This window comes from Clostridium sp. AF22-10 (genome assembly GCF_003478725.1).
GTDB lineage: Bacteria > Bacillota > Clostridia > Lachnospirales > Lachnospiraceae > Otoolea > Otoolea fessa.
Genome location: NZ_QUFZ01000002.1, coordinates 100,208 through 123,855 on the forward strand (window position 1 = coordinate 100,208; position 23,648 = coordinate 123,855).

Sequence of the window (23,648 nt, forward strand, 5' to 3'; positions counted from 1 at the left end):
GATGTTCTAGATGTCGCCACGACCTCTACAAAGCAGATGGCCAATTTGATGGTTGGACGGGAAGTTTCTTTTGAAGTAGAGAAATCAGAGCCTCATTACCGGGAGACTGTGTTAGAGGTAAAGAATCTCACTGTAAAAAATCAGGATCATTTTGAAGTAGTAAAAAATGTATCCTTTTCTGTCCACGGCGGAGAAGTATTTGCCATTGCCGGAGTATCCGGCAATGGTCAAATTGAGATTGCAGATGCGATTGCAGGAGTTGAGAAGGCAGCTTCAGGTAGTATTCTTCTGAATGGAGTCGATATCACCAATTACTCCATCCGCAAACGAACCCTGGAAGGAATCTCTTATATTCCGGAGGATCGGCAGAGCTGCGGCCTGGTCATGGATTTTACCCTGGAGGAAAATCTGGGACTGAAAAACTACTTCCGAGAACCATTTTCCCATAAAGGTGTACTGGATAAAGCAGAATTTTCCCAGTACGGAAATGAACTGATTGACCGGTATGACATCCGGAGCAGTCAGGGAAACAAGACCATTGTCCGCTCCATGAGCGGCGGTAATCAGCAGAAGGCCATCATTGGAAGAGAGATTGAACTTCAGTCTCCTCTGATGATCTTTGTGCAGCCAACCAGAGGTCTGGATATCGGAGCCATCGAAAATATCCATAAGCAGATTATCCGACAGAGAGATGCAGGAAAGGCAATCCTGCTGATTTCGTTAGAGCTGGATGAGATCATGAATTGTGCAGATACCATCGGAGTAATATATAATGGAGAAATCCAGAAAATAGCAGCTGCAAAAACGCTTACATCAAATGAAGTGGGAGAATTTATGATGGGGGTGCACCAAAATGCTGAAAATTAAACACAGATTGAAAAAGATGCTTGTCAGACTCCTGGGAAATGAAAAATACCAGGGTATCACCATTCCCATGTCGGCCATTTTCTTAAGCCTTCTGGCTGGAGCTGTGATCATTCTTTCGCTTGGCAAGAATCCTCTGTCGGCCTATGGTAACCTTCTTCAGGGGGCTGGATTCCTCCCGAAACCGAGTTATGCCGGATATAAGAATATGCTGACCGACTTCACCAGTTATATGAATGCCTGGACTCCGATGCTTTTTGCGTCTCTGGCAGTAGCAGTCGGTATGTGTGCCGGACTCTTTAATATCGGTGTCTCCGGTCAGATGCTTACCTCTGGTTTTATCACAACTCTGGTGATCGGATATAGTTCCCTTCCGGCAGCGGTGGCTAAGCCATGCGTACTGATTGTCGGAGCAGTCGTTGGTGCACTCATCGGTGCACTTATTGGCTGGTTAAAATACAAATTTAATATCAATGAAGTCGTATCTTCGATCATGATAAACTATACGGCCCAGTATGTGATCAGCTTTTTCATCAACACGTACTATATCAATCCGGTTCCAGGCAGTCCAGGCCGTCTCGAAAGCATCCCGCCTGACTCTGATGGACACACCCGTCGGAAACTTGAAAATGGATATTCCCTTAGGAATCCTTCTTGCAGTTCTGACTGCAGTCCTGGTGAAGTTCGTGTTAGATCGCACCGTATTTGGCTATGAACTCAAATGCGTGGGACTTGGAAGAAAAGCGGCCATGTATGCAGGTGTCAATGTTGGCAAAAGCATGATCATGGCGATGATGTTCTCCGGTGCATTAGGAGGCCTGGCAGGAGTGACGTACTACCTGGGGTATTTTGGTTCGATTCAGCCCCGCGTCCTTCCAAGCACCGGTTTTGATGCCATCGCAGTGGCACTTCTTGCAGGAAACCATCCCATCGGCATCATATTTTCATCTCTTCTGATCACAGTGATCAGCAAGGGCAGTACCTACATGAATTCAGCATCCGGTCTGGAATCAGAGATCGCATCCGTTATCACCGGATTGATCCTGCTGTTTTCCGCCTGCGGTGTATATATCCGTTACAAAGTGAATCGAATGAAACAAGAGTTAAATGAAGAGACAGAAAGGGGGATCAGCTGATGGAACGAATCCTGATTGATGGTTTATCCTTTGCGATCCCGCTGTTCGTAATGGCAATCGGAGGGATCTACAGCGAAAAGAGCGGCGTGACGAATCTGGCTTTGGAGGGATTGCAGGGAATGGGGGCATTTATAGGCGCCTTTGTGGCCGTTCTGGCTGCAGGCTATTTTGGAAGCAATTCCCAGGTTCCTTATTATCTCGCAATTGTATGTGCCATGGCAGGTGGAATGCTGTATTCGCTCTTATATGGACTGTTATGTATCCGTCTGAAGGCAAATCAGATCATTGGCGGAGTCGTGATCAATATCCTGGCTATGTCACTGACTGCATTTTTTACAAAACTTTTAAACCGCCTTGTGTTCGGTGCAGCTTCGGAAAAATTTGTTCTGGGTGTGTCTGCACGGTTTACAATTCCGCTGCTCTCCGGCATCCCAGTAATTGGAGCCGCATTTAAAGATGTCTATCCATTTGAGATCCTGATCCTTCTGATCGCAGTTGTTGCCTGGTATGTGCTGTATAAAACGCGTTATGGCATGAATCTTCGTGCCTGTGGAGATAATCCTCACGCAGTAGACGCAGCAGGAGAGAATGTTACCCGGATCCGTCTGATTGCAGTCCTTGTATCCGGTGCTCTGTCCGGTCTGGCTGGAATCAGCTTTGCTTATTCCATTTCAGCGAACTTTTCTTCCAACATCTATGTGGGATACGGATATCTGGCGATTGCAGCCATGATATTCGGAAACTGGAAGATCCTTCCTACACTTGGATCCTGCCTGCTGTTTGGTTTTGCCCGATCCGGAGGCTATTATCTTGTCCAGAAGATGCAGATGCCCAGCAGTTACTCGGATCTTGCCATGACGCTGCCTTATATCGTTACAATGCTGCTTTTGATTTTCTTCTCAAAATACAATCGTGCTCCTCGTGCACTTGGAGAGATTTACGACAAAGGAAAGAGGTAGAACATGAATATTCGTTTTTATAATGCCCAGATTCTTCCGATGAATGGAAATATGGATATCATCCACGGAGAGGTATGGGTCGAAGGGAACACTATTACATATGTAGGTCCTCATAAGGAATGCGGCAATGTGTGGGACCGTGAGATCGATGCAGAAAAAAATCTCATCATGCCGGGCTTTAAAAATGCACATACGCACACAGCCATGACGTTTCTTCGATCCTATGCGGATGATATGCCGCTGCAGGACTGGCTGACAAAGCAGATCTTCCCGATGGAAGCAAAATTACAGCCGGATGATATCTACTGGCTCTCCAAACTGGGAATCATGGAATACCTGACCAGCGGTATTACCTCCTGCTTTGATATGTATCTGAATACAGAAATGATGGCTAAAGCATCGGTAGAATGTGGATTCCGGAGTGTACTCGTCAGCGGAATCAATGATTTTTCCTCTTCATTGGAGGAAGTGGAGGCAGATTTTAATACCTACAACCAATATGATGAGCTGATCAGGTATTGTCTGGGATTTCATGCAGAATACACTTGTTCCGAAGAACTCTTAAAAAAGATTGCCGAGCTGTCACAGCGCTACAAGGCTCCTGTATTTGCTCATATGTCAGAAACAGAACGGGAAGTGGCAGAGTGTGTACAGCGCCATGGAACTACACCTGCAGCTTATCTGGATTCCCTGGGCTTATTTGAACATGGGGGCGGTGGATATCATTGCATTTGGTTTACCGATGAGGAAATAGAACTCTTCCGCAGGAAAGGACTGACAGCGGTAACCAATCCTGGATCCAACACAAAACTTGCAAGCGGCATCGCCAACACTACGGCATTTTTGAAACACGGAGTCAATATGGCCATCGGCACAGATGGACCAGCCAGCAACAACTGCCTGGATATGTTCCGGGAAATGTTTTTAGTGACGGGACTGGGAAAACTTCATGATCGGGATGCATCTGCAGTACCAGCAGAAGAAGTTCTGAAAATGGCAGTAACCGGCGGTGCAAAAGCAATGGGACTGACAGACTGCGACTGCCTTGCAGAAGGCAAAAAGGCGGATCTGATTATGATCGATCTGAACCAGCCGAATATGCAACCTATCAACAACCCGATGAAAAACCTGGTATACAGCGGAAGCAAACAGAATGTGAAGATGACCATGATCAACGGCAAGATCCTCTATGAAGACCAGAAATTCTTCATTGGGGTGGAGCCAAAGGAAGTTTACAAAAAGGCAAATGAGATCATAACCCGAATGAGACAATCGTAGGTAAAAGCGTTAAATTCCGTTGACAACACATTCTTTATTTGATACTATTTATCAAGTAAATTCAATATTCCATGAGGGAGTAGTTAGCGCGAAAGTGTGGTTTGTCAACATTCTGATTATAGCAACTGTATAATCTGGCAAATCTTAAATAATGAGACTCATGTATATCGATGGACGACAGTTTTTGTATCATGCATAGCTGTCAGTTGATATACATGAGTTTTTCTTTTGTGCATTGATGCAAAAAAGGGAGGACATCATAATCGACAGTGAGCGGTGAGGGAACATGCATTACATCTAGGAGGAAATGAAAAATGATGCTGTTTTTTAAAGTGTTTTTTACAGAATTTATCGCAGAGATGGGCGATAAAACCCAGCTTATGCTGATTGCTCTCACTTCAAAATATAAGTTGAGAGATATTATACTAGGAACTGCGGCGGCGATTCTTGTTCTGAATGGTCTTGCGGTTCTGGCGGGCGGACTTGTCAGTGAATTTATTCCTGACTGGCTTATTAAGATGATTGCAGCACTTGCATTTCTGTATTTCGCCGCATCGACTCTTGCCGGTGATGATGAAGAAGAAGAGGATGAGGGCGGTAAATCAAAGATTCAGTTTGCACCCTTAGCTGTTTTTTGTACATTTTTTGTGGCAGAACTGGGAGATAAGACTCAGCTTACAGCCATCACGTTCGGAGCCAATGAAGGCATGAAATCAGCCTTTGTTGTATGGATTGGGTGCTCTCTGGGACTTTTTGCAGCGGATATTCTCGGAATGCTGGTTGGATATCTTTTAAAGAGCAAAACTCCCGATGGGCTGCTGAATACACTGGCATTTGTTATTTTTTCCATATTTGGTGCTTTCACACTTCATCAGGGACTGAACATGATGAACGCAAGAGTCTGTCCGATTCCGGTATGGCCGGTATGGATTGCTGCGGCTGTTATTTTTACTGCCTTATGTGCCTGGATCTATATAAAAAGAAAGAAGGAAAATAAATGCGATATTTAAAACCACATTATTATGATAAATTTGTCTGTACAGCAGGAGATTGTCCGGATAGCTGCTGTGCCGGATGGCAGATCATGATTGATGAAACCTCTCTGGAGCGATATGGAAATGAAAAGAGCGAGTTCGGAACGCGATTACGCAATTCTATTGACTGGGATGAAGAATGTTTTTACCAGAACAATCGGCGCTGTGCATTTTTAAATGAAGAAAATCTCTGCGATCTTTATAAAGCACTGGGACCAGATTCTCTTTGTGATACCTGCCGGATGTACCCGAGACATACGGAAGAATACGAGGGACTTCGGGAATTGTCTCTTTCCCTGTCCTGTCCGGAGGCGGCTAGAATCATTCTTTCCTGTAAAGAACCGGTCCGTTTTCTGGAAGAAGAGGACGATTTGGAGGACGATTTTGAAGAATTCGATTTTATGATGTTTTCCCAGTTGGAAGATACAAGAGATGTTCTGTTTTCGATTTTACAGGATCGATCCCTTCCTCTGACACTCCGAATGTCGGCATCCGAACAGCTGACAGAACAATATCAGATCCGGGTGGAAGAGCAGAAGGAATATGAAATTGATGAACTTTTGCGAAACTGTGAAGCTCATCATCAGAGAAAAAAACTTCAGGAATTTGTATCAGAAAGTCTTGCTGAAAAAGGCATTGATGCAGCATCTCTCCATCGGTGGGCACGCCAGATAGAAGAATTGCAGGTACTACGCGGTCTGGAACGCCTGCGTCCGGAATGGGATGATGTGCTGGATGGTGCTGAAAAGTGGCTGTATCAGGGAAGTGAGGAAACCTATCATAAAATTTGCGAAGAATTTCATAAGGCATATGGAAGCTTAGGAAGTCACAAAGAAGAATGGGAAAATCTGGGCGAGCAGCTTTTAATGTTTTTTGTCTATACCTATTTTTGCGGGGCTGTCTACGACGATATGGTCTGTTCCAAGATGGAACTGGCATTGTTCTCTGTCCGCTGGATACAGGAATTTCTGATGGTCCGATGGCTGGAAAATGGAAAGAAACTTTCCATGGAGGATGTGGAAGAAATCTCCTGGAGATATGCCCGGGAAGTAGAACATTCCGATGATAACTTAAATGCACTGGAAGACTGGCTTTTTGAGCGGTATGCGCCGGTTTAATCACCGAAAGAAGCATATTGCAAAAATGAATCATACGAACAAAAAAGCTCTATTCTATAAAATTGAGCGTACCGTATCTCCGGACGTCAACGAATAGCATAGAGCTTTTGAGTTAAATTTTGCCACATAATGCTTCTGTCATTTTCATGATAATAAGCAAAAGGTAAGCGTCAGTAAATCAAGAGGTTACCGCATAAGGCGCAGCAGACCGATTACTTTGCCAAGAATCTGTACTTTATCCACAATAATCGGATCCATGGTTGCATTCTCCGGCTGGAGACGATAGTGACCGTTCTCCTTGAAGAAACGCTTAACGGTAGCTGAATCATCGATGAGTGCAACCACGATCTCGCCATTCTCTGCGACACTGGTCTGTTCCACGATAACACGATCTCCGTCATAGATGCCCACATCGATCATACTATTGCCGCGAACCTTCAGCATAAAAGTTTCGCTGTTCGGAAGCAGTTCTGCCGGAATTGGGAAATAGTTCTCCACATTCTCATCAGCCAGAATCGGCGCACCGGCTGCTACAGTACCGATAAGGGGTACATTCACCAGTTCACGGCGGGACAGGTTAAAGGTGTCATCAACGATCTCGATGGCTCTCGGTTTCGTCGGATCCCGGTGAATATATCCGTTCTTCTCAAGCTGTTCCAGATGAGAGTGGACAGAAGAGGTAGACTTAAGCTGTACCTTTTCACAAATTTCACGTACCGTCGGCGGATAACCTTTCTTTAAAATGCATGCTTTAATAAATTCCAAGATCTCTTTCTGTTTATCTGTAATACGTCCCTGTGCCATATAGATTCCTCCTGTCGATGAAGTATATAAAATGTTTTTAATATCGGATATACAGTGATTCTGGCAGGATACAAGTCGAACGCCCACCTGATGGGACCAGCAGCTGAATCACTGAAAGGTTTGGCCTATAGTAAGCCCTTATTATATTATATATAGTAACATATGTTCGGGCAAAATGCAAACTATTGTTCGTCTTTATCAATGTTTTCTTTTTTAAGCTGTTCTCTTGCCTGCTCAAGCAGCACTTCCAGACGGGCATTTTCTTTGTCCGCCTGACGAAGGAGTTCCTGCATTTCCCGTTCTTTTTTGAATAGTGCGCGCTCCATCGTAAGCTCCGCCTGGGCTTTGCATTGCTGAAGACCCATATCAGCATCTGCTTTTTGTTTTGATAATTCCTGGGTAAGCTCTGTGAGTTTCTGCTGTAGTTCTTTATTTTCAGTTTCAAGTGCCAGAATCCGATCGGATGCATGCTGATAGGACTCTGACTTTACCTCCTGTTCCTTCTGAGAGTGAGAGAGAGCAAGTACAGTATCATGAAGCTCCTGTTTGCATTGCAAAAGCTCATTCTTAAGCATTTCTTCTGATTCTTTTGAATGTTCATTTTTCTTCAGCTGATTTTGTGCCTCTTCTAGTTTCTCCTTCAGCATCTGGTTGATCTGTTCCTGGTCAGCAGCACCTTTTCTGAGCGATTCTAGCTGTTCGGTGAGTGCCTGTTCCTGCTTGGTCAGCAAAGCGGACTCCGCATCCATTTTTTTCTTTTCTGCTTGAAGTTGTTCCACTTTTTTCTGTAACTCTGTGAGGCGCAGTTCTTTTCTCTGGAGTTCAGAAGAGAACTCCTCCCGTGCTCTGGCTTCTGCATTCTGGTTCAATTCCAAGCTATACAGATATGCGGAGGTAATGGACTTAACCATGGTTTCAAACTCCTCAATCTCGACGCTTCTCCCTGGAATTGAGGATTTGGCTTGATTTAACTCAAACACCTGCATCACATGATCAAAGCCCTGGGCCTGGTTCATTCCTTTTTGTTCGCAAAATGCACGGAAAGCATCCGCTGTATCGGAATCGATTCGAAAGTTTGCCTGTTTAATTTCTCCCATATTCTATATTCTCCAATCTATTTTTTTGTAACTGTTTATGCAACTATTCAGTAGGTCTGCGCATTTACTGCGCTGACCGTACGAAAACATGGGTCAGCAGGCAAAAATCCCATTGCCGTAGGTAATTTTTAATGGATTTTTGCGTGTGACTGTGAAGGTACTGAACAATTACCTGTTTGTTTAATACCCTGACATTCTTGCTGCGAGGTGGTAACTGTTCATACTCATGTAGACAGTTACGCGATATAATACTCTGCTTATCAAACTGATTTCAAAGAAGTGCTTTGCAAAGATCATGCGCCAAGTCTTATAACGTTCGATTTAAACTGAAATTTCAAATTGCGTCATACTTTATTTTATGTATATAGATTATCATGAAACCACAAGAGCGTCAATCTGATTCCGTGATATGTTATATATATGTTATACATGATTATTGTTATACATAGATTATGGTTTCAGTAGTAAAAATAGGAATGAAACTATCAACTATTCGTGAAAGGATGCTTTCGCGAATAGTTTCATCGACTTTTGTGGTTATATTTGCCAGAAATAGCAGCGCAGTTTTATGCAATATGTATGATTCCCTATAAAAATCTATATACCTAAAGTATTTAGATTTTTATAGGGAGCAGGTGTCTGTTGCTTACGAGCAGAGCCGCGTTTTCTTACGGCACTTTTGAAACCGAAAATACCGTAAGAAAAGGTGGTGGCAACAGAAATTTGCCGTATTTAAATGCGAAGACACGGAAAATTTCGTTACTGGGCACGTATGCGTGAACAGTAGCAAGCTGCGAACAAATGTTTGCTTTTTTCTTTCGAAACCATTGACAAACATTTGTTCGTATCGTATAATGTAGCTATACAGAACAAATGTTCCTGACATTTTTATAATATTCAAATCTCTTCTCATTCTTTAAGAACAGATTTGAATACAAAAAGACGATTCCAACAAAACACGAGAGGAGAAGATTGCAAATGTATACGTTGAAAAAAGGTGTTATGGTTTTAGCTGTTGTTTTCATCATGCTGCTTTCGGGCTTTTTTGGACGGAGTCTGATGTATGTGATGGCTGAGGAAGAAGCAGATACTAGACCGGAAAAGTACTATACCAGTATTCATCTGAAAGATGGAGATACGCTCTGGAGCATTGCTCAGACATATTGTGCAGATTCGGAGGAGTCAGTTGAAGAGTATGTACGGGAGCTGCGTCAGATGAACAGTCTTTCGGATGACCATATTGACGCAGGGCATTACCTGACCATTCGTTATTATAAATAAATCGTTACCGTTCACATACACGTACACACAACCGATAACAGAGACAGAATCAAATTTATAGAATTTTCCATATTCCTGTCCGTAGTCTGTTCATTTAATCTATTTTCTGGTAGAATAAAGTTTAGCAAACAGTCTATATCTGATTAAATGACAAGCGACAGATGAACAGGAGGAAATAAGGATATGAGTATTGTATATCACGAATCATCGAAGATATTTCATTTATATAACCAGACCATCAGCTATATCATGATGGTTCTTCCAAACGGACATATGGGACAGCTGTATTATGGGAAAAAGATTCGTGACAAGGAAGATTTCTCATACCTTCTTGAATTAGCTCCCAGAGACATGGCATCTTATCTCTATGAAAACGATCGCACCTTTTCACTTGGACATATTAAGCTGGAGTACGGTACTTACGGAAGCGGTGATTACCGGCATCCGGCAGTAGAGATTCTCCAGAATGATGGAAGTACCTATTCAGATTTTCAATTTACTGGATATCAGGTTACATCCGGAAAGCCAAAACTGCCAGGACTTCCTGCTACTTATACTGAACAGGACGGGGAAGCTGAAACTCTTATTATTACGTTAAAAGATACCCATACTAATCTGGAGCTGCATCTTTTATATACAATATTTGTCGAGGGCGGTGTCATTGCCCGAAGTGCTTCTATTTCCAATCAGGGAGACATTTCTGTACAGGTTCAGACCGCGATGAGTCTTTGCCTGGATCTTCCTGACCACGATTATGAGTGGATGCAGTTTTCTGGGGCATGGGCGAGAGAGCGCGCACTCCACACACGCAGGCTTGAGTATGGCATTCAGGCGATTGACAGCACCCGGGGACATTCTTCCCATGAGCAGAATCCGTTCATTATTTTAAAACGCCCTTCGGCTGACGAATTTCAGGGAGAAGCCATTGGCTGCAGCTTGATTTACAGCGGTAATTTTCTGGCTCAGGCAGAAGTGGAGTCACATGGAACCACCCGTCTTATGATAGGAATTAATCCGTTTGGCTTTAGCTGGGAGCTGAACCCTGGTGAAACCTTCCAGACTCCGGAGGCAGTGCTTGTTTACTCCTCTCAGGGACTTAACGACATGAGCCAGACTTTTCACCGGCTGTATCGGCGCCGACTGGCAAGGGGGTACTGGCGTGATCGCGAGCGCCCAATCCTGATCAATAACTGGGAGGCAACTTACTTCAATTTTACCGAAGAAAAACTTCTACAGCTGGCTTCCAGAGCGCAGAAATGCGGCATAGAGCTGTTTGTTTTAGATGACGGCTGGTTTGGTGCCAGAAGCAGCTCAAAAGCCGGACTGGGCGACTGGGAGGCAAACCGTGACCGTCTGCCAAACGGTCTTTCCGGACTGGCACAGAAGATAGAAGCGCTCGGCATGAAGTTTGGTCTCTGGATCGAACCGGAGATGGTAAATGCCGATTCCGATTTATTCCGCACGCATCCTGATTGGATCCTCCAGGTTCCAGGGCGAACGCCTTGTCACGGACGTTACCAGTATGTATTGGATTTTTCCCGGCAGGAGATCCTTGATTACATCTATGAAAAGATTGCATCGATTCTGGAAGGCGCCTCCATTTCCTATATCAAGTGGGATATGAACCGAAGTCTCAGTGATGTATGGAGCAGAGGAGTTTCCGCCAGACAGCAGGGAGAAGTATTTCACCGCTATATTCTGGGTGTTTATCAGATGTATGAGCGGCTGACAACACGCTTTCCGGACATTCTGTTCGAATCGTGCGCCAGCGGCGGAGCGCGTTTTGATGCAGGTATGCTGTATTACGCACCGCAGGGATGGCTCAGTGATAATACAGATGCGATTGAACGCCTGCGGATTCAATACGGTACTTCCTATGGTTACCCGATCAGCTCGATGGGATCCCATGTATCTGCTTCTCCGAACCATCAGCTTCATCGTCAGACACCGCTTTGGACACGTGCCAATACCGCGTTCTTCGGAACTTTCGGCTATGAACTGGATCTGGCACAGCTCGGAGAAGATGAGCTATCTGAATTAAAAATTCAGACCGCCTTTATGAAACAGCATCGGTCCCTGATTCAGTATGGTACTTTTTACAGACTTTCCAGTCCGTTTGAAAACAATATCACTGCCTGGATGGCAGTCAGTGAAGACCGCACAGAAGCCCTGGTCGGCTGGTACCGGACACTGAATGTCGCCAATGGTCCGTTTACGCGGCTGTATTTACAGGGACTGGAAGAATCCGATCTTTACAATGTCACGGAATATACAGAAGGACATGAAAGTGCCGTAAGCACCCACTATGGTGACGAACTGATGAATTTAGGACTGATTACCAGTGACGCCTCTTCCGGACAGTATATGGATGGTAGAAGAGAGAGCTGCGACTTTGATTCTCGCCTGTTTTATGTACAAAAGCAGGCTGAATAATAAATAAGATAAAAGCATTAAAAAGGGATTCTCCCGAAGCTGGTTTTCAAAGAAGAATCCCTGTAACTGTTCAGTAGGTCTGCGCATTTACTGCGCTGACCGTACGAAAACATGGGTCAGCAGGCAAAAATCCCATTGCCGTAGGCAATTTTTAATGGATTTTTTGCGCGTGACTGTGAAGGTACTGAACAGTTACGAATCCCTTTAATTTAAATCCGGCGTTTCCCCGTATAATCCCGCTTCCGGCGTTCATTTACGATATGATTCAGAATCCCGCCACCGATAATAATAACGGCTGCCATCATCAGCACACGTTTCGCCCCTTCCTGCGGAAGTGTGCTCTTAGACGCAATCGACGTAGTATTGAATTGAAGGGTATATTCGATTTCATGAGGCGTTCCCATCGCCAGTGTATCCGCCCTGACTGTAAGTTCTTTTGTCAGATCCAAAACAGGGATCGTAAAATGAGAATTTGCGTCCTTGGCACTTTCATTCTCGTATTTTCTATTATCTACCACCATGTAATCATAATTGGAACTGCTCCATGTGATGGATATGTATGCCGTTCCATCTGTCACCGTCAGAAGAGCAGGACTCTGGATCGAAGCCTTTCCGCTTCCTCCGGTCATTGTTACCTCGATGGCATATTCACCATCCTTCAGGGAAAGCAGCGTTCCAGCACCTGCCTGCGCTGTCAACGTCCACCGGCTGCTAAATAAGATACAAATGATTCCCAAAAGAATGAAACCTATTTTTTTCATAGACAGAAAACTCCTTACCCTGTGTTTATAAATTCTTTTTCTTATACAGAAACCAGGACGCAGCAATCGAAAAACACGCCAGATACAGAAGCAGGATCCCAATCGTTGTATAAGAAAATGCCTCATGATTGGCGATGCTGCGAAGCGCCGCACTGGTCTGCGATAACGGCAGATATTCAATCACCTGGCGCAGACCATCCGGCATACTCCGGGCTGAAAAGAATGTATTGCACAGATATGCCATCGGCATAATCACGTAATTCGAAAAGCGCGGCACATCGGCATGGTTTTTGGCATAAAAAGATACCACAACTCCAATTGTGGAAAACACAGATCCGTTTAAAAACATTAGGAGAAACGACCAGCCGTTAAAACAGAGCCCCGTTCCGATCGGCAAAATCAGAAGAATAATCACGGCTCCCGCATATAATCCCCGGAGACTTCCACCGATGATCTGTCCCGCGATGAACTGCCACAGCGGGGTAGGAGAGATGATGACCTGGTCAAATGCTTTTTCGTACAATCTCTGGACGTTTAAATTCTGGGCGATAGCATTGAAACTGCCGTTCATGGTCGTCAGGGCAACCACTCCCGGAATCAGAAAGTTCAGATACGATTGTCCGTGCGACATGGTCTGGATTCCAAGACCAAACACCAGAATATATAAAAGAGGGGCAATCATGGCAGCCAGCGTGATTTTATAAAAATCCCGCCGGAATTCTACCCATTTTTCCCATAACACAGTAAGAATACCCATTTTTACCGGCATTCCAGCTGCTGCCCGATTGTCTCCAGAAATACATCTTCCAATGTCGTACTGCGAAGCGCTGTTTCCTGTTCTGACGCGGACAAATACTGAATTGCCTCCTCCTTTCCATGAAAATAGTGTGATTTCAGCCCATCTGGTGAAGTCTCATCAACCGCATACCGCCCCAGCGTCTCTATCATATGCCCCGGAGCATCTGTTTCCTCCAGACGTCCACCGCACATAAAGCCGACACGGTCACAAAGCGTTTCTGCTTCCTCCATATAATGCGTTGTCAGAAGAATGGTAAGCTTTTGCTGATTCAGCTTTTTCAGAAGATTCCACATCTGACGGCGGGCAAATGCATCCATCCCTGCAGTCGGTTCATCCAGAAGAAGGATTTCCGGTTCTGTTAAAAGTGCCCGGCAGACCATCAGCTTCCGCTTCATGCCTCCGGAAAGCTTTCGGACGGTTCTCTTCCGATAATCGATCAACCCGCAGAATTCCAGCAATTCCTCTGACCGCTCCCGAATCTTTTTGATCGGCATATAATAAAGACGTCCCTGATATTCCATAATCTCGTTCATCGTCATATCCTGACGCATCGAGTATTCCTGCGTAACGACACTGAGTTTTTGTTTCAGCTGGTTTTTCTGACGGGTCAGCAGCTCTCCGTTGATCCAGATTTCACCCGAAGTCGGAAGCAGGAGAGTGGAGAGCATTCCGATGGTGGTCGTTTTTCCGGAACCATTCGGTCCCAAAAGCCCAAAGAACTCGCCTGTCTCAATTTTCAGGTTCAGATCCTCGACCGCCAGAAAATGATCGTATTTTTTTGTCAGATGCTTTAATTCAATCATGGTTCCCTTCCTTCACGACAATAATCGAATAATAACTTGCCCGTTCTGGAATTTCATCGATTTTATGATAAATATGCTCCTCTGGCATACCACAATTTTCGATCATGATACCTGTCATATGCTTTTCTTTCAGGGTCGCCTTGACAAGCGGCATCTTGGAAGCTGCTTTCATCAGAACCTTGGTACCTGGAAGTTCCAGCGCCGCCTCAATATCATAAGTGGACGGAATAATATGAAGCTGTTCTGAGCGGTCAACAAGACTGTCCTGAAGCTTGGCGCTGACCGCGCAGAAGGACGGAATGCCATTAATGATTTCAGTTGCATAACCATGTGCTTTTACAATTCGATGGATATAAATATAGGTACTGTAAATCGTCGGATCTCCGAGCGTGAGGCAGGCAACATCCTTCCCCTGTTCCAGCTGCTCTATAATCTGATTCGAGGCAGCCTGGTATGCTGCATTTAAAACAGCTTTATCTTTTGTCATCGGAGTAGTGAGGTTTAAGCATTCCTTTTCATCCAGATTTTCCACGATCCCGCTGGCAATTTTATAGGAAACTGCATTTTCCTTTCCATCCGCCGGTACCGCAATCACCGGGCACTTCTGAATCGTGTCAACTGCCAGATACGTCATGAGCCGCGGATCGCCCGGACCTACTCCTACGCCATATAAGGTTCCTTTTATCATAAACATTTCCTTTCTGTGAAAACTGTGAGAAATTCAAGTGTTCAACTTTTAAAATTTTTGTACGATGCCTTTTTTGCTTTTTTAATAAAGTACGAAATTAGCCTTTTTCAAAAGTAAAAAATTTTGTACTTTATAGTTAGTGGTTAATAAATGGCTTAGATACAAGGATTATAGCATAAAGTACAAAAATTTCAAAATGCACTTTATTTCAGAATGTACTTTATTTCGAAACAGAATAAAGTACATTTTCAAATCGCTCCATTTTGGAAATTTCATAAATAGTGGAATAAAGTGGGTTACAAGAATTCCAAAAGCAGTTATCCGCAAAAAGGGTTAATGTCAGTGGAATGTATTTTGGATATGTTCCCCAAAATGGAAAACAAATACAGATGAGCTTATCCGATGGCTTTGACTGTTATCAGTCTACACCATCGGTTTCCTCAAGTCCAGCTAACCCCTGAATAGTAACTGAGAGGTCATTGTATAGTATGAAGTTGTATTCTAGACAGAAAAATTTTTTGGATGTATACTATAGAGTTGGATTTACTAAAAAGCAAAAGCAGGAGGAAATAATACTGTGCGCGATGTACTGCGGGAAGAAAAGAAATTTCTGCTGAATCAGGCAGAAGCTTTAAAACTCCGGAATTATCTGTCAAATGTGGTTCATACCGATTTACATAATGGATCCGATGGTTACCAGGTACGTTCTTTGTACTTTGATTCTTTGTCAAATCGGGATTTTCAGGAAAAAGAAGATGGTCTGGAGTTAAGAAGGAAGTTTCGTTTGCGGGTATATAGTCCTGATGCGGATTTTGCACTGTTTGAAATGAAGCAGAAGCAGGGACCATATCAGCGAAAGCGATCATTAAGATTATCCAGAAAGGAAGCGCAGGCTCTCATTGAGGGTGATTATTCTGTACTTTTAAACAGTGGCAGTGAGTTTGGACAGGAATGTTATTCAATTATGGAAATGTGGGCATACCGTCCTAAAACAGTTGTAGAATATGACAGATTTGCATTTATCGCGCCAGAAAACTCTATTCGAATAACCTTTGATTCCGGAATACGGGCTAATGAAGTGAATTTTAATGTGTTTGATAGAAATCTGGTGTTAAACAGTGTAATGTCGCCTTTTGCTGTAGTGCTGGAAGTAAAATACAATGGCTTTTTGTTAAGCTATATCAAGCATATGCTTCTGCCCGTTCAGAAAAGCGAGCTTTCCGTGAGCAAATATTGTATGGCAAGACAAGTTGGCTGTAACTACAGGTTTTAGGAGGAAAGGAAATGAAAGAGACGATTTATAACCTGCTTGCCCAACAGGGGGATATGACCTGGCAGCAAATTATAATGCATATTCTGGTAAGTGCTGTCATTGGTCTGTTTATTTTTATTTCATATGTGATTTCACATAAGGGAACGATTTACAGCAAAAAATTTGGAGTAACACTGATCGTTCTGACGGTTATGACAGGAACAGTTATGACTGTCATAGGAAACAATATTGCATTGTCGCTTGGTATGGTCGGTGCATTATCTATTGTGCGTTTTCGAACTGCAATAAAAGATTCCAGAGATACTGTATATATTTTCTGGACGATTATTGTGGGAATATGCTGTGGAGTTGGAGATTATCTGGTTGCTGCAGTAGGCAGTTCTGCTATTTTTCTTATTTTTCTTATCATGGGAGCGATTCGCAGTGATAACCGTATGCTTTTGATCATCCGTGCAAAAAGAAGCCGCTGTGAAAATATAGAATCCCAGGTCTTTCGTTATTTTGGGACTGGTGTCGTTCTTCGGGTAAAAAATACGACAGAGGAAAATGCTGAGTACATTTATGAATTATCCAGAAAAATACTGGAGAAAGTTCAGAAACAGTATCCGGCTTTAACAGATGATTTCTATAACCTTGGACAAATCGAAAGTGTTAATATTGTAGCTCAAAGCGATGAAATTTATAACTGATATGAAATATAAAATAATAGGATTTATATGCTGCTTTGCGGTTATCCTGATTGCCGTTTTTGCGCCATTGTCTTATAAGGACTACCGAAAAACGGAGAGAATTCATCAGCATGAACAGGAAATTCCCCAGGAACCATGTACGGATCCTGCGGATGGCGGTCTGTGTACATATCTTCCGATTGTCAAAATTGATACAGATGGGATAGAAATCCCGGGAAGACCCATTAAGGATGATGGAAACAACCGCATTTATACACGCGCTACGGATGGGGAAACTACAATTGCTGCTCAGATGGATATAATTGGGAATGACAGCAAAGAGTACCATCATGCAAATGAAACGGCAGATGTATCTTCTGAAATCCGTATACGAATGAGAGGTAATTCCTCAAGAAAGTTTGATAAGCCAAGCTATGCCATCAGACTTGTAGATAAAAAAGGGGAAAACAATCCGCTTTCCATTATGGGAATGGATGCGCACCATGAATGGGTATTATACGGTCCCTGGCTCGATAAAACAGCCATACGAAATTATATGTTTTACAATCTTGCCGGAGAAATGATGTCTTATGCGCCAAATGTAAGATTCTGCGAAGTAATTCTTAATGGTGAATATGAAGGTCTATATGTAATGACTGAAATGATAACCGGCGGAAAAGATGGCGCCAGGCTGGGACTTCGTGTAAATGCCAAGCGCAGCACATTTTCCGGATACCTGCTTCGCCTGGATCATCAGCATGCGGGCGAAGAAGCTTTAAACAGCTTTACAACGTATACCTACAAAACCCCCTTCCTGCTGCAGATAGAATATCCCGGAAACAGGAACAGGGATGCCAGACTGACAGAAGAAATCCGACAGGATTTTTCAAATTTTGAAAAAACTCTGTATTCATATGATTATGACAGGGAAAAACATGGCTACACTTCTATGATAGATGTAGACAGCTTTGTAGATTACTTTATAATCAATGAGCTTTCCAGTAATGCAGATGCCGGAAACTATTCCACTTATATTTATAAGGGAACCGATAATCTGTATCGTATGTGTGTATGGGATTTTAATAATGCCTGCAATAACTATTTCGAGGAGGAACTTCCTTATACAGGATTTTTCCTGAACAACCGATTATGGTTTGAAATGCTTATCAAAGATGAGGATTTTACTGAACGGATCATCCAGCGATATCATTCCTTGCGAAAAGGTCTGTTAAGTGAGGAATCACTTTATCGTTATATCGATGAAACCCTTGATTTTATCGCACCAGCTCTTGCAAGAAACGATGCACGATGGGGAAGTGTGGAACAGCAGGCAAAGGGACTTCTGGTTCCGGTATCGAGAAATCTTGACAGTAGATCTGCCGCTGAAGGACAGTTAAAAGGTTACTTGCGAAACAGAGGAAAATGGCTGGATGAAAACATTGAGACTCTGCGTCAGTATTCAGCATCCTCCCGTGTAAAGCAGTATAATGAGGTTAATGATTAAAATATGAAACGATTTATTATCAGTATATCTGCCATCATTCTGCTTGTATTTATTGGATTTATAGCTGTGTTTTATGGCGGATTTTATGTAGACTCAGGCCGAGACAATCATGTAAACACATTTGTCCGGACTGAGAATAAAGAGATACTTATAAAGGACAAAGATAAGTGGAAACCATTTGAAGTCAGAGGAATTGACATGGGAAGCGGTATTCCAGGTGAATGGTCTACCGATTATGCGATCACCAAAGAAACCTATCTGCGCTGGTTTCAGCTGATCCAGGAAGCAGGAGCAAATACGCTGAGAGTCTATTCTGTCCAGAATCCGTCTTTTTATAATGCGTTCTATGAATACAATTCCCAACATGAGGAGCCGTTATATTTACTTCAGGGAATCTGGGTAAATGATTATATACAGAACTCCCGAGTGGATGCATATGCCGACTCCTTTGCAGGAAAGCTTCTGGATAATTGCCTGGTCACTGTAGATGTGATCCATGGAAAACGACTTATCATCAATAATGATGCAGATACAAGTACAGGACTTTATTTACACGATATCTCGAAATGGGTGCTGGGATATATTATCGGAAATGGATGGGAAGATACAACCGTTGCATATACAGATGAGAAATATCCGGATATGGAACCGTATAAAGGAACCTATCTTACTGCTTCAAAAGATGCCTCTGCCTTTGAATCCCTGCTTGCAGAAACAGGTGACAGGATGCTGTACTATGAATCAACAAGATATGATGAGCAGCGTCTGATCTCCTTTTCCAGTGGAAATGCAACAGATCCTTTTGATTATCCTAAAGAGATTGCAGAATATTTCCGAAAATGTGCCCGGATCGACGCAGAACATATAACTGCAACTGATAAATTTATATCCGGTCAGTTTGTCAGCTACAGTGCATCTCCATATGATCAGGATTACCTTTCCTGTATGGAATACACAACATGGAACAGCTTGTCTGATAAAAAGATTGACTTTAGTGACTGTATCACTCCTGACGGAAAAAGGAATACTTATCGGGCATATTTAAGACTTTTAAACGAACATCATACAATGCCGGTTTTGGCTGTTGAATTTGGTGCAGCCACAGGACGAGGTGAGATTCAGGAGAATCAGGTAACCAGCAGAGGACTTGGATACTATTCTGAAAAAGAACAGGGAAAGATTCTGGTAGATTGTTATGAAGACATTATGGCTGCCGGACTTTCCGGAGGCTGTGTCTACTCCTGGCAGGATGAATGGTTCAAGCATACCTGGAATACCATGTATGCTGTAGATTTAAGCCGTAATATTTACTGGGAAGATGCTCAGACAAATGACCAGCATTTTGGCTTGCTGGCATTTGACTGTGGGGAAAAAGAAAGTGTTTGTTACGTGGACGGGGATACTTCCGAATGGACGGATAAAGATATGGTGATCCAATATGAAGACGGCTCTTTCATCAGTGTGAAGTATGATGCCTCCGATGTTTATTTATATCTCCATAAAAAGGGCTTTGATCTGGAAAATGACACGCTGTATGTTCCGGTTGATACGACCCCTAAAACAGGCAGTACCCGTATGGAAAATTGTACAGCAGAATTTGAAAGACCTACAGATTTTGTACTGATCTTAAATGGAAAAGATAATACTCGTCTGTTGGTTCAGGATCGGTATAATCCCATTCATGCCAATTATGAGGAAGATATTACAGGAGAAGATTCTTATATTGATCCACCGGCTCGGGATAGCGCTGTATTCGAAAATATCTGCATGGTATTACGGGATGTTATTGGTCAGTATCAGGATGCTGCCACACCGTTAAGAACCTTTGAAAGTGGAAAGCTGCATTATGGTAATGGAAATCCATCTGCATCTGATTATGATTCCAGAGCAGATTTTATCTGTAACGGAGATGATGTGGAAATTAGAATCCCATGGCAGCTGCTGAATTTTTCTGATCCGTCCCGAATGCAGATTCATGATGATTATTATGACGGAAATTATGGCATTGAAGCAGTGGGGATCAAAGAGATGTTTATAGGTCTTGGCAGAGAAGGAAATACTATCGAGATGGGACGGCTTAAACTGAAAGGATGGGAAAATACAGTATCTTACCATGAAAGATTAAAAGAAGCATACCAGGTTCTGAAGACATACTGGACAGGAAAGGAACACGAATGATAGCACAATTTGTGATTGTTTTTTATTTTATTGTCTGTGTGGGGATTATTCTGTTTAACTGCTTCACAGAGATAATTTCAAGATATCGTTCCTGTGTTCTGAAAAGGAGGGAACAACGATATTGCGAAGAATACAGACAGTTGTTTTTAGATAATATAACGGAAAATAAAAAGCAGGAAAAAAGGCTGGTTAAAGAGCTTCAGTCAACCAGTAGACTTCTGACGTTCAGTGAAGCATTATATAAAATTGAAAACAGTATGCCGGAACAATTCCAGCAGGGAATAGCATCTGTAAGTCGGCTGATGGAAGAACTGATACCGGTTTATAAAAGAAAATCGGATACGGAAAAGGCCTGCTTGGCTTATGTATTTGCCATATTTCATATGACGAAATTCCAGGCCAAGGAAATTGTTTTCCCATTTCTTTTTGAACTGCTTGGAAATAAAAGTCTCTATTGCAGAGAGAATGCTTTGCGGGCGTTATACAGTTCAGAAGATATACACGCAGTTATGCAGGCATTGGAATTCCTGAATGCAAATGAGCAGCTGCTTCCGCATAAAAAAATACTTGCAGATGGACTTCTTTCCTTCGATAAAAAAGAAGAACTGATACCACTCCTTTGGAAAAAATTGAGTGAATTTCATCCAAGGATGCAGGTAAACCTGTTGGATTATATTCGATATGCATCGTCAAACTGGAAGGATGAAATGCTGTCTATGTTGGAAACAAGCCAGGATATGGAAATTCAGATCGCATGTGTCCGCTATTTTGGCAGATATCAGGATGAAAGAAGTGTTTCTTTTTTGCTTCATCACGCCAAAGAAGAAAAGGAAGGGGTCTGGGAATTGCAGAATGCCTGTATTTCCTCTCTTGCTATGTATCCCGGACCGCAGACACTGGAAATTTTGAAAAAAGAGATTTACAGTAAAAACTGGTATGTCCGTCATAATGCTGCAAAAAGCCTTGCAGTTCTGAATACAGATAGGGACGCATTAGCTGATATTTTACAGGGAAATGACCGCTATGCAAAAGAAATGTTAGAGTACCAGTTAGATGCAGCAAAAGCACAAAGGAGGGCGGGTTTATGACCGATGCATTTCGTTTTTTTCTGGAATGTGTCAATCTGTTTTTTATTATATATCTGATTGGATATTCCAGCTTTTTGTTTTTGTCGGTTGTAGCAGGAGCAATTGAACTGTACAAATCATACCGCCTTGAACAGCTGCACAATAAACTGTGGCAAAGCTATTACATACCGGTTTCCATTCTTGTTCCGGCTTATAACGAGGAGATCACGGTGAAGGACACAGTTACTTCACTTCTCAACCTGGATTATAAACTATATGAAATTATAGTGATAGATGATGGTTCTAAAGACAAAACATCTCAGATCCTGATTGATGCATTTCATATGGAGCGAGTGGCGCGCCCGATCCGTCATCTAATCCAATGTCAGCCTGAGGAAGATGTTTATGAATGCCCGAACCAGAAAGTACCCATTACTTTGATCCGCAAGAAGAACGGCGGAAAAGCAGACAGCTTAAATGCCGGAATCAATGCAGCCAGGTATCCTTGGTTTATCTGCATGGATGCGGACTCTATTTTACAGCATGATTCGCTGGAGAAAATCATTCGTCCGGTTCTGGAGGACGAAAATGTAATAGCCGTTGGTGGAAGTGTCCGTCCAGCCAATGGTGTTGTCATAAAAAAAGGTCATGTGATAAAATATAGGCTACCTAGAAATATAATAGCAAGAATGCAATCCCTGGAATATGACCGTTCTTTTCTGGCAGCACGTATCCTGTTGGATAAAATCAATGCAAACATGATCATATCCGGAGCTTTTGGATTATTTGAGAAAAAAACAGTGATTGCCGTAGGCGGATATGACAGCAGTACAATGGGCGAGGATATGGAACTGGTAGTCAGACTTCATGAATTCAGCCGCATGAATCGTAAGCCATATAAGATTGATTTTGCACAGGATGCCATCTGCTGGTCGCAAACACCGGAAAAATTAAGTGAATTGGGCAAGCAGCGGAAAAGATGGCAGAGAGGATTGTTCCAGTGTATGTGGGGACACCGTAAAATGCTGGCAAACCCACGGTACGGAGCTGTAGGACTTTTATCCTATATTTATTTTCTGTTTTACGAATTATTGTCACCATTTATTGAATTTTTTGGTATACTTACAATGGTTTTATCTGTGATGATGGATATGCTGAATGTGAAATTTATGCTGGTATTTCTTGCCTGCTATGCCCTGTATGGTATTTTACTCACATTAACTGCATATTTTTCAAGAATCTATACCATTGACCAGAGGCTTTCTTTTCGAGACTGATCCTTGCTATTACTGCTTGTTTTTTTGAAACAACTTTTCTCCGCTTTTATCTGGCATTTGTCCGTGTGACTGCATTTGTGGGATACAAGAAGAACAAACTGAACTGGGGTAAACTGGAAAGAAAGAAAATGAACGGAATATAATTTTATTACTATGTCAATTTAGATTGATCGAAACGGCGGGAGGAAGTCTTGATTTAGCTGCGGGAAAAATAAGATTTGAGACTATATTACAATGGGTTATCAGTCATCAGAAGTAATGATTTTGGGAGAGATACCTTTACGGCATCTCTCTTTTTGTTTCATAGGAAATTGCGTCCTATGTCACATTATTTAAATAATCCATGTTACCGAGTGCTCTGGAAATGCCCTAAAAGTAAAAAATAATGCGGATGCAGTAGGAGCATTTAATATCCTGCGTAAATATCTTTCCGTATCCGGAAAACAGAAAGAACTGTCCGTAACCGGACTAAAGAATCCAGAAATAATAAAAGTAGCTGTATAGCCGAAAGGTAAGCAGTAGTGGTGTCATGGACGCACCCTGAAAAAAGGCGGTATCCCGCCAGATTTCAGATGCTCTGGTAACTTAGTTACCGAGTAGTTCACATAAATTGGATTCTTATAATA

21 protein-coding genes are annotated in these 23,648 nt (G+C 42.7%); 15 read left to right on the forward strand and 6 right to left on the reverse strand.

Annotation, left to right across the window (positions count from 1 at the left end):
• The first annotated feature begins 48 nt into the window (after nucleotides 1-48).
• The 7 genes from DWX91_RS17805 (at nucleotide 49) to fliB (ending at nucleotide 6,389) form a co-directional block, all read left to right on the forward strand.
• Nucleotides 49-867: an ATP-binding cassette domain-containing protein gene (locus DWX91_RS17805; RefSeq protein WP_243015351.1), complete on the forward strand. Its 819-nt coding sequence runs from the start codon at nucleotides 49-51 to the stop codon at nucleotides 865-867.
• Nucleotides 854-1,579: a hypothetical protein gene (locus tag DWX91_RS17810; RefSeq protein ID WP_412693808.1), complete on the forward strand. Its 726-nt coding sequence runs from the start codon at nucleotides 854-856 to the stop codon at nucleotides 1,577-1,579. The genes DWX91_RS17805 and DWX91_RS17810 overlap by 14 nt, the downstream gene beginning before the upstream one ends.
• Nucleotides 1,494-2,000, forward strand: coding sequence for an ABC transporter permease (locus DWX91_RS17815; protein ID WP_284525704.1), 507 nt, complete (start codon nucleotides 1,494-1,496; stop codon nucleotides 1,998-2,000). Before DWX91_RS17810 ends, DWX91_RS17815 begins: the two co-directional genes overlap by 86 nt.
• Complete coding sequence (locus DWX91_RS01915) at nucleotides 2,000-2,959, forward strand: ABC transporter permease (protein ID WP_106999892.1); 960 nt, start codon at nucleotides 2,000-2,002, stop codon at nucleotides 2,957-2,959. Before DWX91_RS17815 ends, DWX91_RS01915 begins: the two co-directional genes overlap by 1 nt.
• 3 nt (nucleotides 2,960-2,962) lie before the next feature.
• Nucleotides 2,963-4,237, forward strand: coding sequence for an amidohydrolase family protein (locus tag DWX91_RS01920; protein WP_118472349.1), 1,275 nt, complete (start codon nucleotides 2,963-2,965; stop codon nucleotides 4,235-4,237).
• Between the two features lie 314 nt (nucleotides 4,238-4,551).
• On the forward strand, nucleotides 4,552-5,247 hold the full coding sequence (locus tag DWX91_RS01925; RefSeq protein ID WP_118467698.1) for a TMEM165/GDT1 family protein: 696 nt from the start codon (nucleotides 4,552-4,554) through the stop codon (nucleotides 5,245-5,247).
• Nucleotides 5,235-6,389: a flagellin lysine-N-methylase gene (gene fliB / locus DWX91_RS01930; protein WP_118472348.1), complete on the forward strand. Its 1,155-nt coding sequence runs from the start codon at nucleotides 5,235-5,237 to the stop codon at nucleotides 6,387-6,389. The genes DWX91_RS01925 and fliB overlap by 13 nt, the downstream gene beginning before the upstream one ends.
• 186 nt (nucleotides 6,390-6,575) lie before the next feature.
• On the opposite strand, the gene lexA is transcribed toward fliB, so the two are convergent.
• The gene (gene lexA, locus DWX91_RS01935; RefSeq protein ID WP_022359416.1) at nucleotides 6,576-7,193 is read right to left on the reverse strand and encodes a transcriptional repressor LexA; all 618 of its coding nucleotides are present in this window, start codon (nucleotides 7,191-7,193) and stop codon (nucleotides 6,576-6,578) included.
• Between the two features lie 182 nt (nucleotides 7,194-7,375).
• The gene (locus tag DWX91_RS01940; protein WP_118472347.1) at nucleotides 7,376-8,290 is read right to left on the reverse strand and encodes a hypothetical protein; all 915 of its coding nucleotides are present in this window, start codon (nucleotides 8,288-8,290) and stop codon (nucleotides 7,376-7,378) included.
• 978 nt (nucleotides 8,291-9,268) lie between these two features.
• Here DWX91_RS01940 and DWX91_RS01945 point away from each other — a divergent pair.
• Nucleotides 9,269-9,571, forward strand: a complete 303-nt coding sequence (locus tag DWX91_RS01945) for a LysM peptidoglycan-binding domain-containing protein (RefSeq protein ID WP_022359414.1) — start codon at nucleotides 9,269-9,271, stop codon at nucleotides 9,569-9,571.
• 183 nt (nucleotides 9,572-9,754) lie between these two features.
• A complete protein-coding gene (locus tag DWX91_RS01950) occupies nucleotides 9,755-12,004 on the forward strand; it encodes an alpha-galactosidase (RefSeq protein ID WP_118472346.1) in 2,250 nt (749 codons plus the stop codon).
• 209 nt (nucleotides 12,005-12,213) lie between these two features.
• Here the strand turns inward: DWX91_RS01950 and DWX91_RS01955 are convergent, their stop codons facing one another.
• From DWX91_RS01955 to cobI, 4 genes are read right to left on the reverse strand one after another with little or no spacing between them, the layout of a single operon-like run.
• Nucleotides 12,214-12,765 carry a hypothetical protein gene (locus tag DWX91_RS01955; RefSeq protein ID WP_118467691.1) on the reverse strand — a complete coding sequence of 184 codons (552 nt, stop codon included), beginning with the start codon at nucleotides 12,763-12,765 and terminating at the stop codon, nucleotides 12,214-12,216.
• A 25-nt stretch (nucleotides 12,766-12,790) separates the two neighbouring features.
• Nucleotides 12,791-13,534: an ABC transporter permease gene (locus DWX91_RS01960; protein WP_233430146.1), complete on the reverse strand. Its 744-nt coding sequence runs from the start codon at nucleotides 13,532-13,534 to the stop codon at nucleotides 12,791-12,793.
• Nucleotides 13,525-14,367, reverse strand: coding sequence for an ABC transporter ATP-binding protein (locus DWX91_RS01965; RefSeq protein ID WP_118472345.1), 843 nt, complete (start codon nucleotides 14,365-14,367; stop codon nucleotides 13,525-13,527). Before DWX91_RS01965 ends, DWX91_RS01960 begins: the two co-directional genes overlap by 10 nt.
• Nucleotides 14,360-15,055 carry a precorrin-2 C(20)-methyltransferase gene (gene cobI, locus DWX91_RS01970; RefSeq protein ID WP_333549078.1) on the reverse strand — a complete coding sequence of 232 codons (696 nt, stop codon included), beginning with the start codon at nucleotides 15,053-15,055 and terminating at the stop codon, nucleotides 14,360-14,362. Before cobI ends, DWX91_RS01965 begins: the two co-directional genes overlap by 8 nt.
• A gap of 577 nt (nucleotides 15,056-15,632) precedes the next feature.
• Here cobI and DWX91_RS01975 point away from each other — a divergent pair.
• From DWX91_RS01975 to DWX91_RS02000, 6 genes are all read left to right on the forward strand, one after another.
• A complete protein-coding gene (locus DWX91_RS01975; protein WP_118538223.1) occupies nucleotides 15,633-16,328 on the forward strand; it encodes a polyphosphate polymerase domain-containing protein in 696 nt (231 codons plus the stop codon).
• Nucleotides 16,329-16,339: 11 nt separating this feature from the next.
• Nucleotides 16,340-17,017 (forward strand): DUF4956 domain-containing protein, encoded by a 678-nt coding sequence (locus tag DWX91_RS01980; RefSeq protein WP_118467686.1) that lies wholly within the window; start codon nucleotides 16,340-16,342, stop codon nucleotides 17,015-17,017.
• Between the two features lies 1 nt (nucleotide 17,018).
• On the forward strand, nucleotides 17,019-18,500 hold the full coding sequence (locus tag DWX91_RS01985; protein ID WP_182426625.1) for a CotH kinase family protein: 1,482 nt from the start codon (nucleotides 17,019-17,021) through the stop codon (nucleotides 18,498-18,500).
• A 3-nt stretch (nucleotides 18,501-18,503) separates the two neighbouring features.
• Nucleotides 18,504-20,678, forward strand: coding sequence for a hypothetical protein (locus DWX91_RS01990; RefSeq protein ID WP_118472343.1), 2,175 nt, complete (start codon nucleotides 18,504-18,506; stop codon nucleotides 20,676-20,678).
• 509 nt (nucleotides 20,679-21,187) lie between these two features.
• The gene (locus DWX91_RS16385; protein WP_147353128.1) at nucleotides 21,188-21,766 is read left to right on the forward strand and encodes a HEAT repeat domain-containing protein; all 579 of its coding nucleotides are present in this window, start codon (nucleotides 21,188-21,190) and stop codon (nucleotides 21,764-21,766) included.
• Nucleotides 21,763-23,022, forward strand: coding sequence for a glycosyltransferase family 2 protein (locus tag DWX91_RS02000; protein WP_243098949.1), 1,260 nt, complete (start codon nucleotides 21,763-21,765; stop codon nucleotides 23,020-23,022). The genes DWX91_RS16385 and DWX91_RS02000 overlap by 4 nt, the downstream gene beginning before the upstream one ends.
• Nucleotides 23,023-23,648 lie beyond the last annotated feature (626 nt).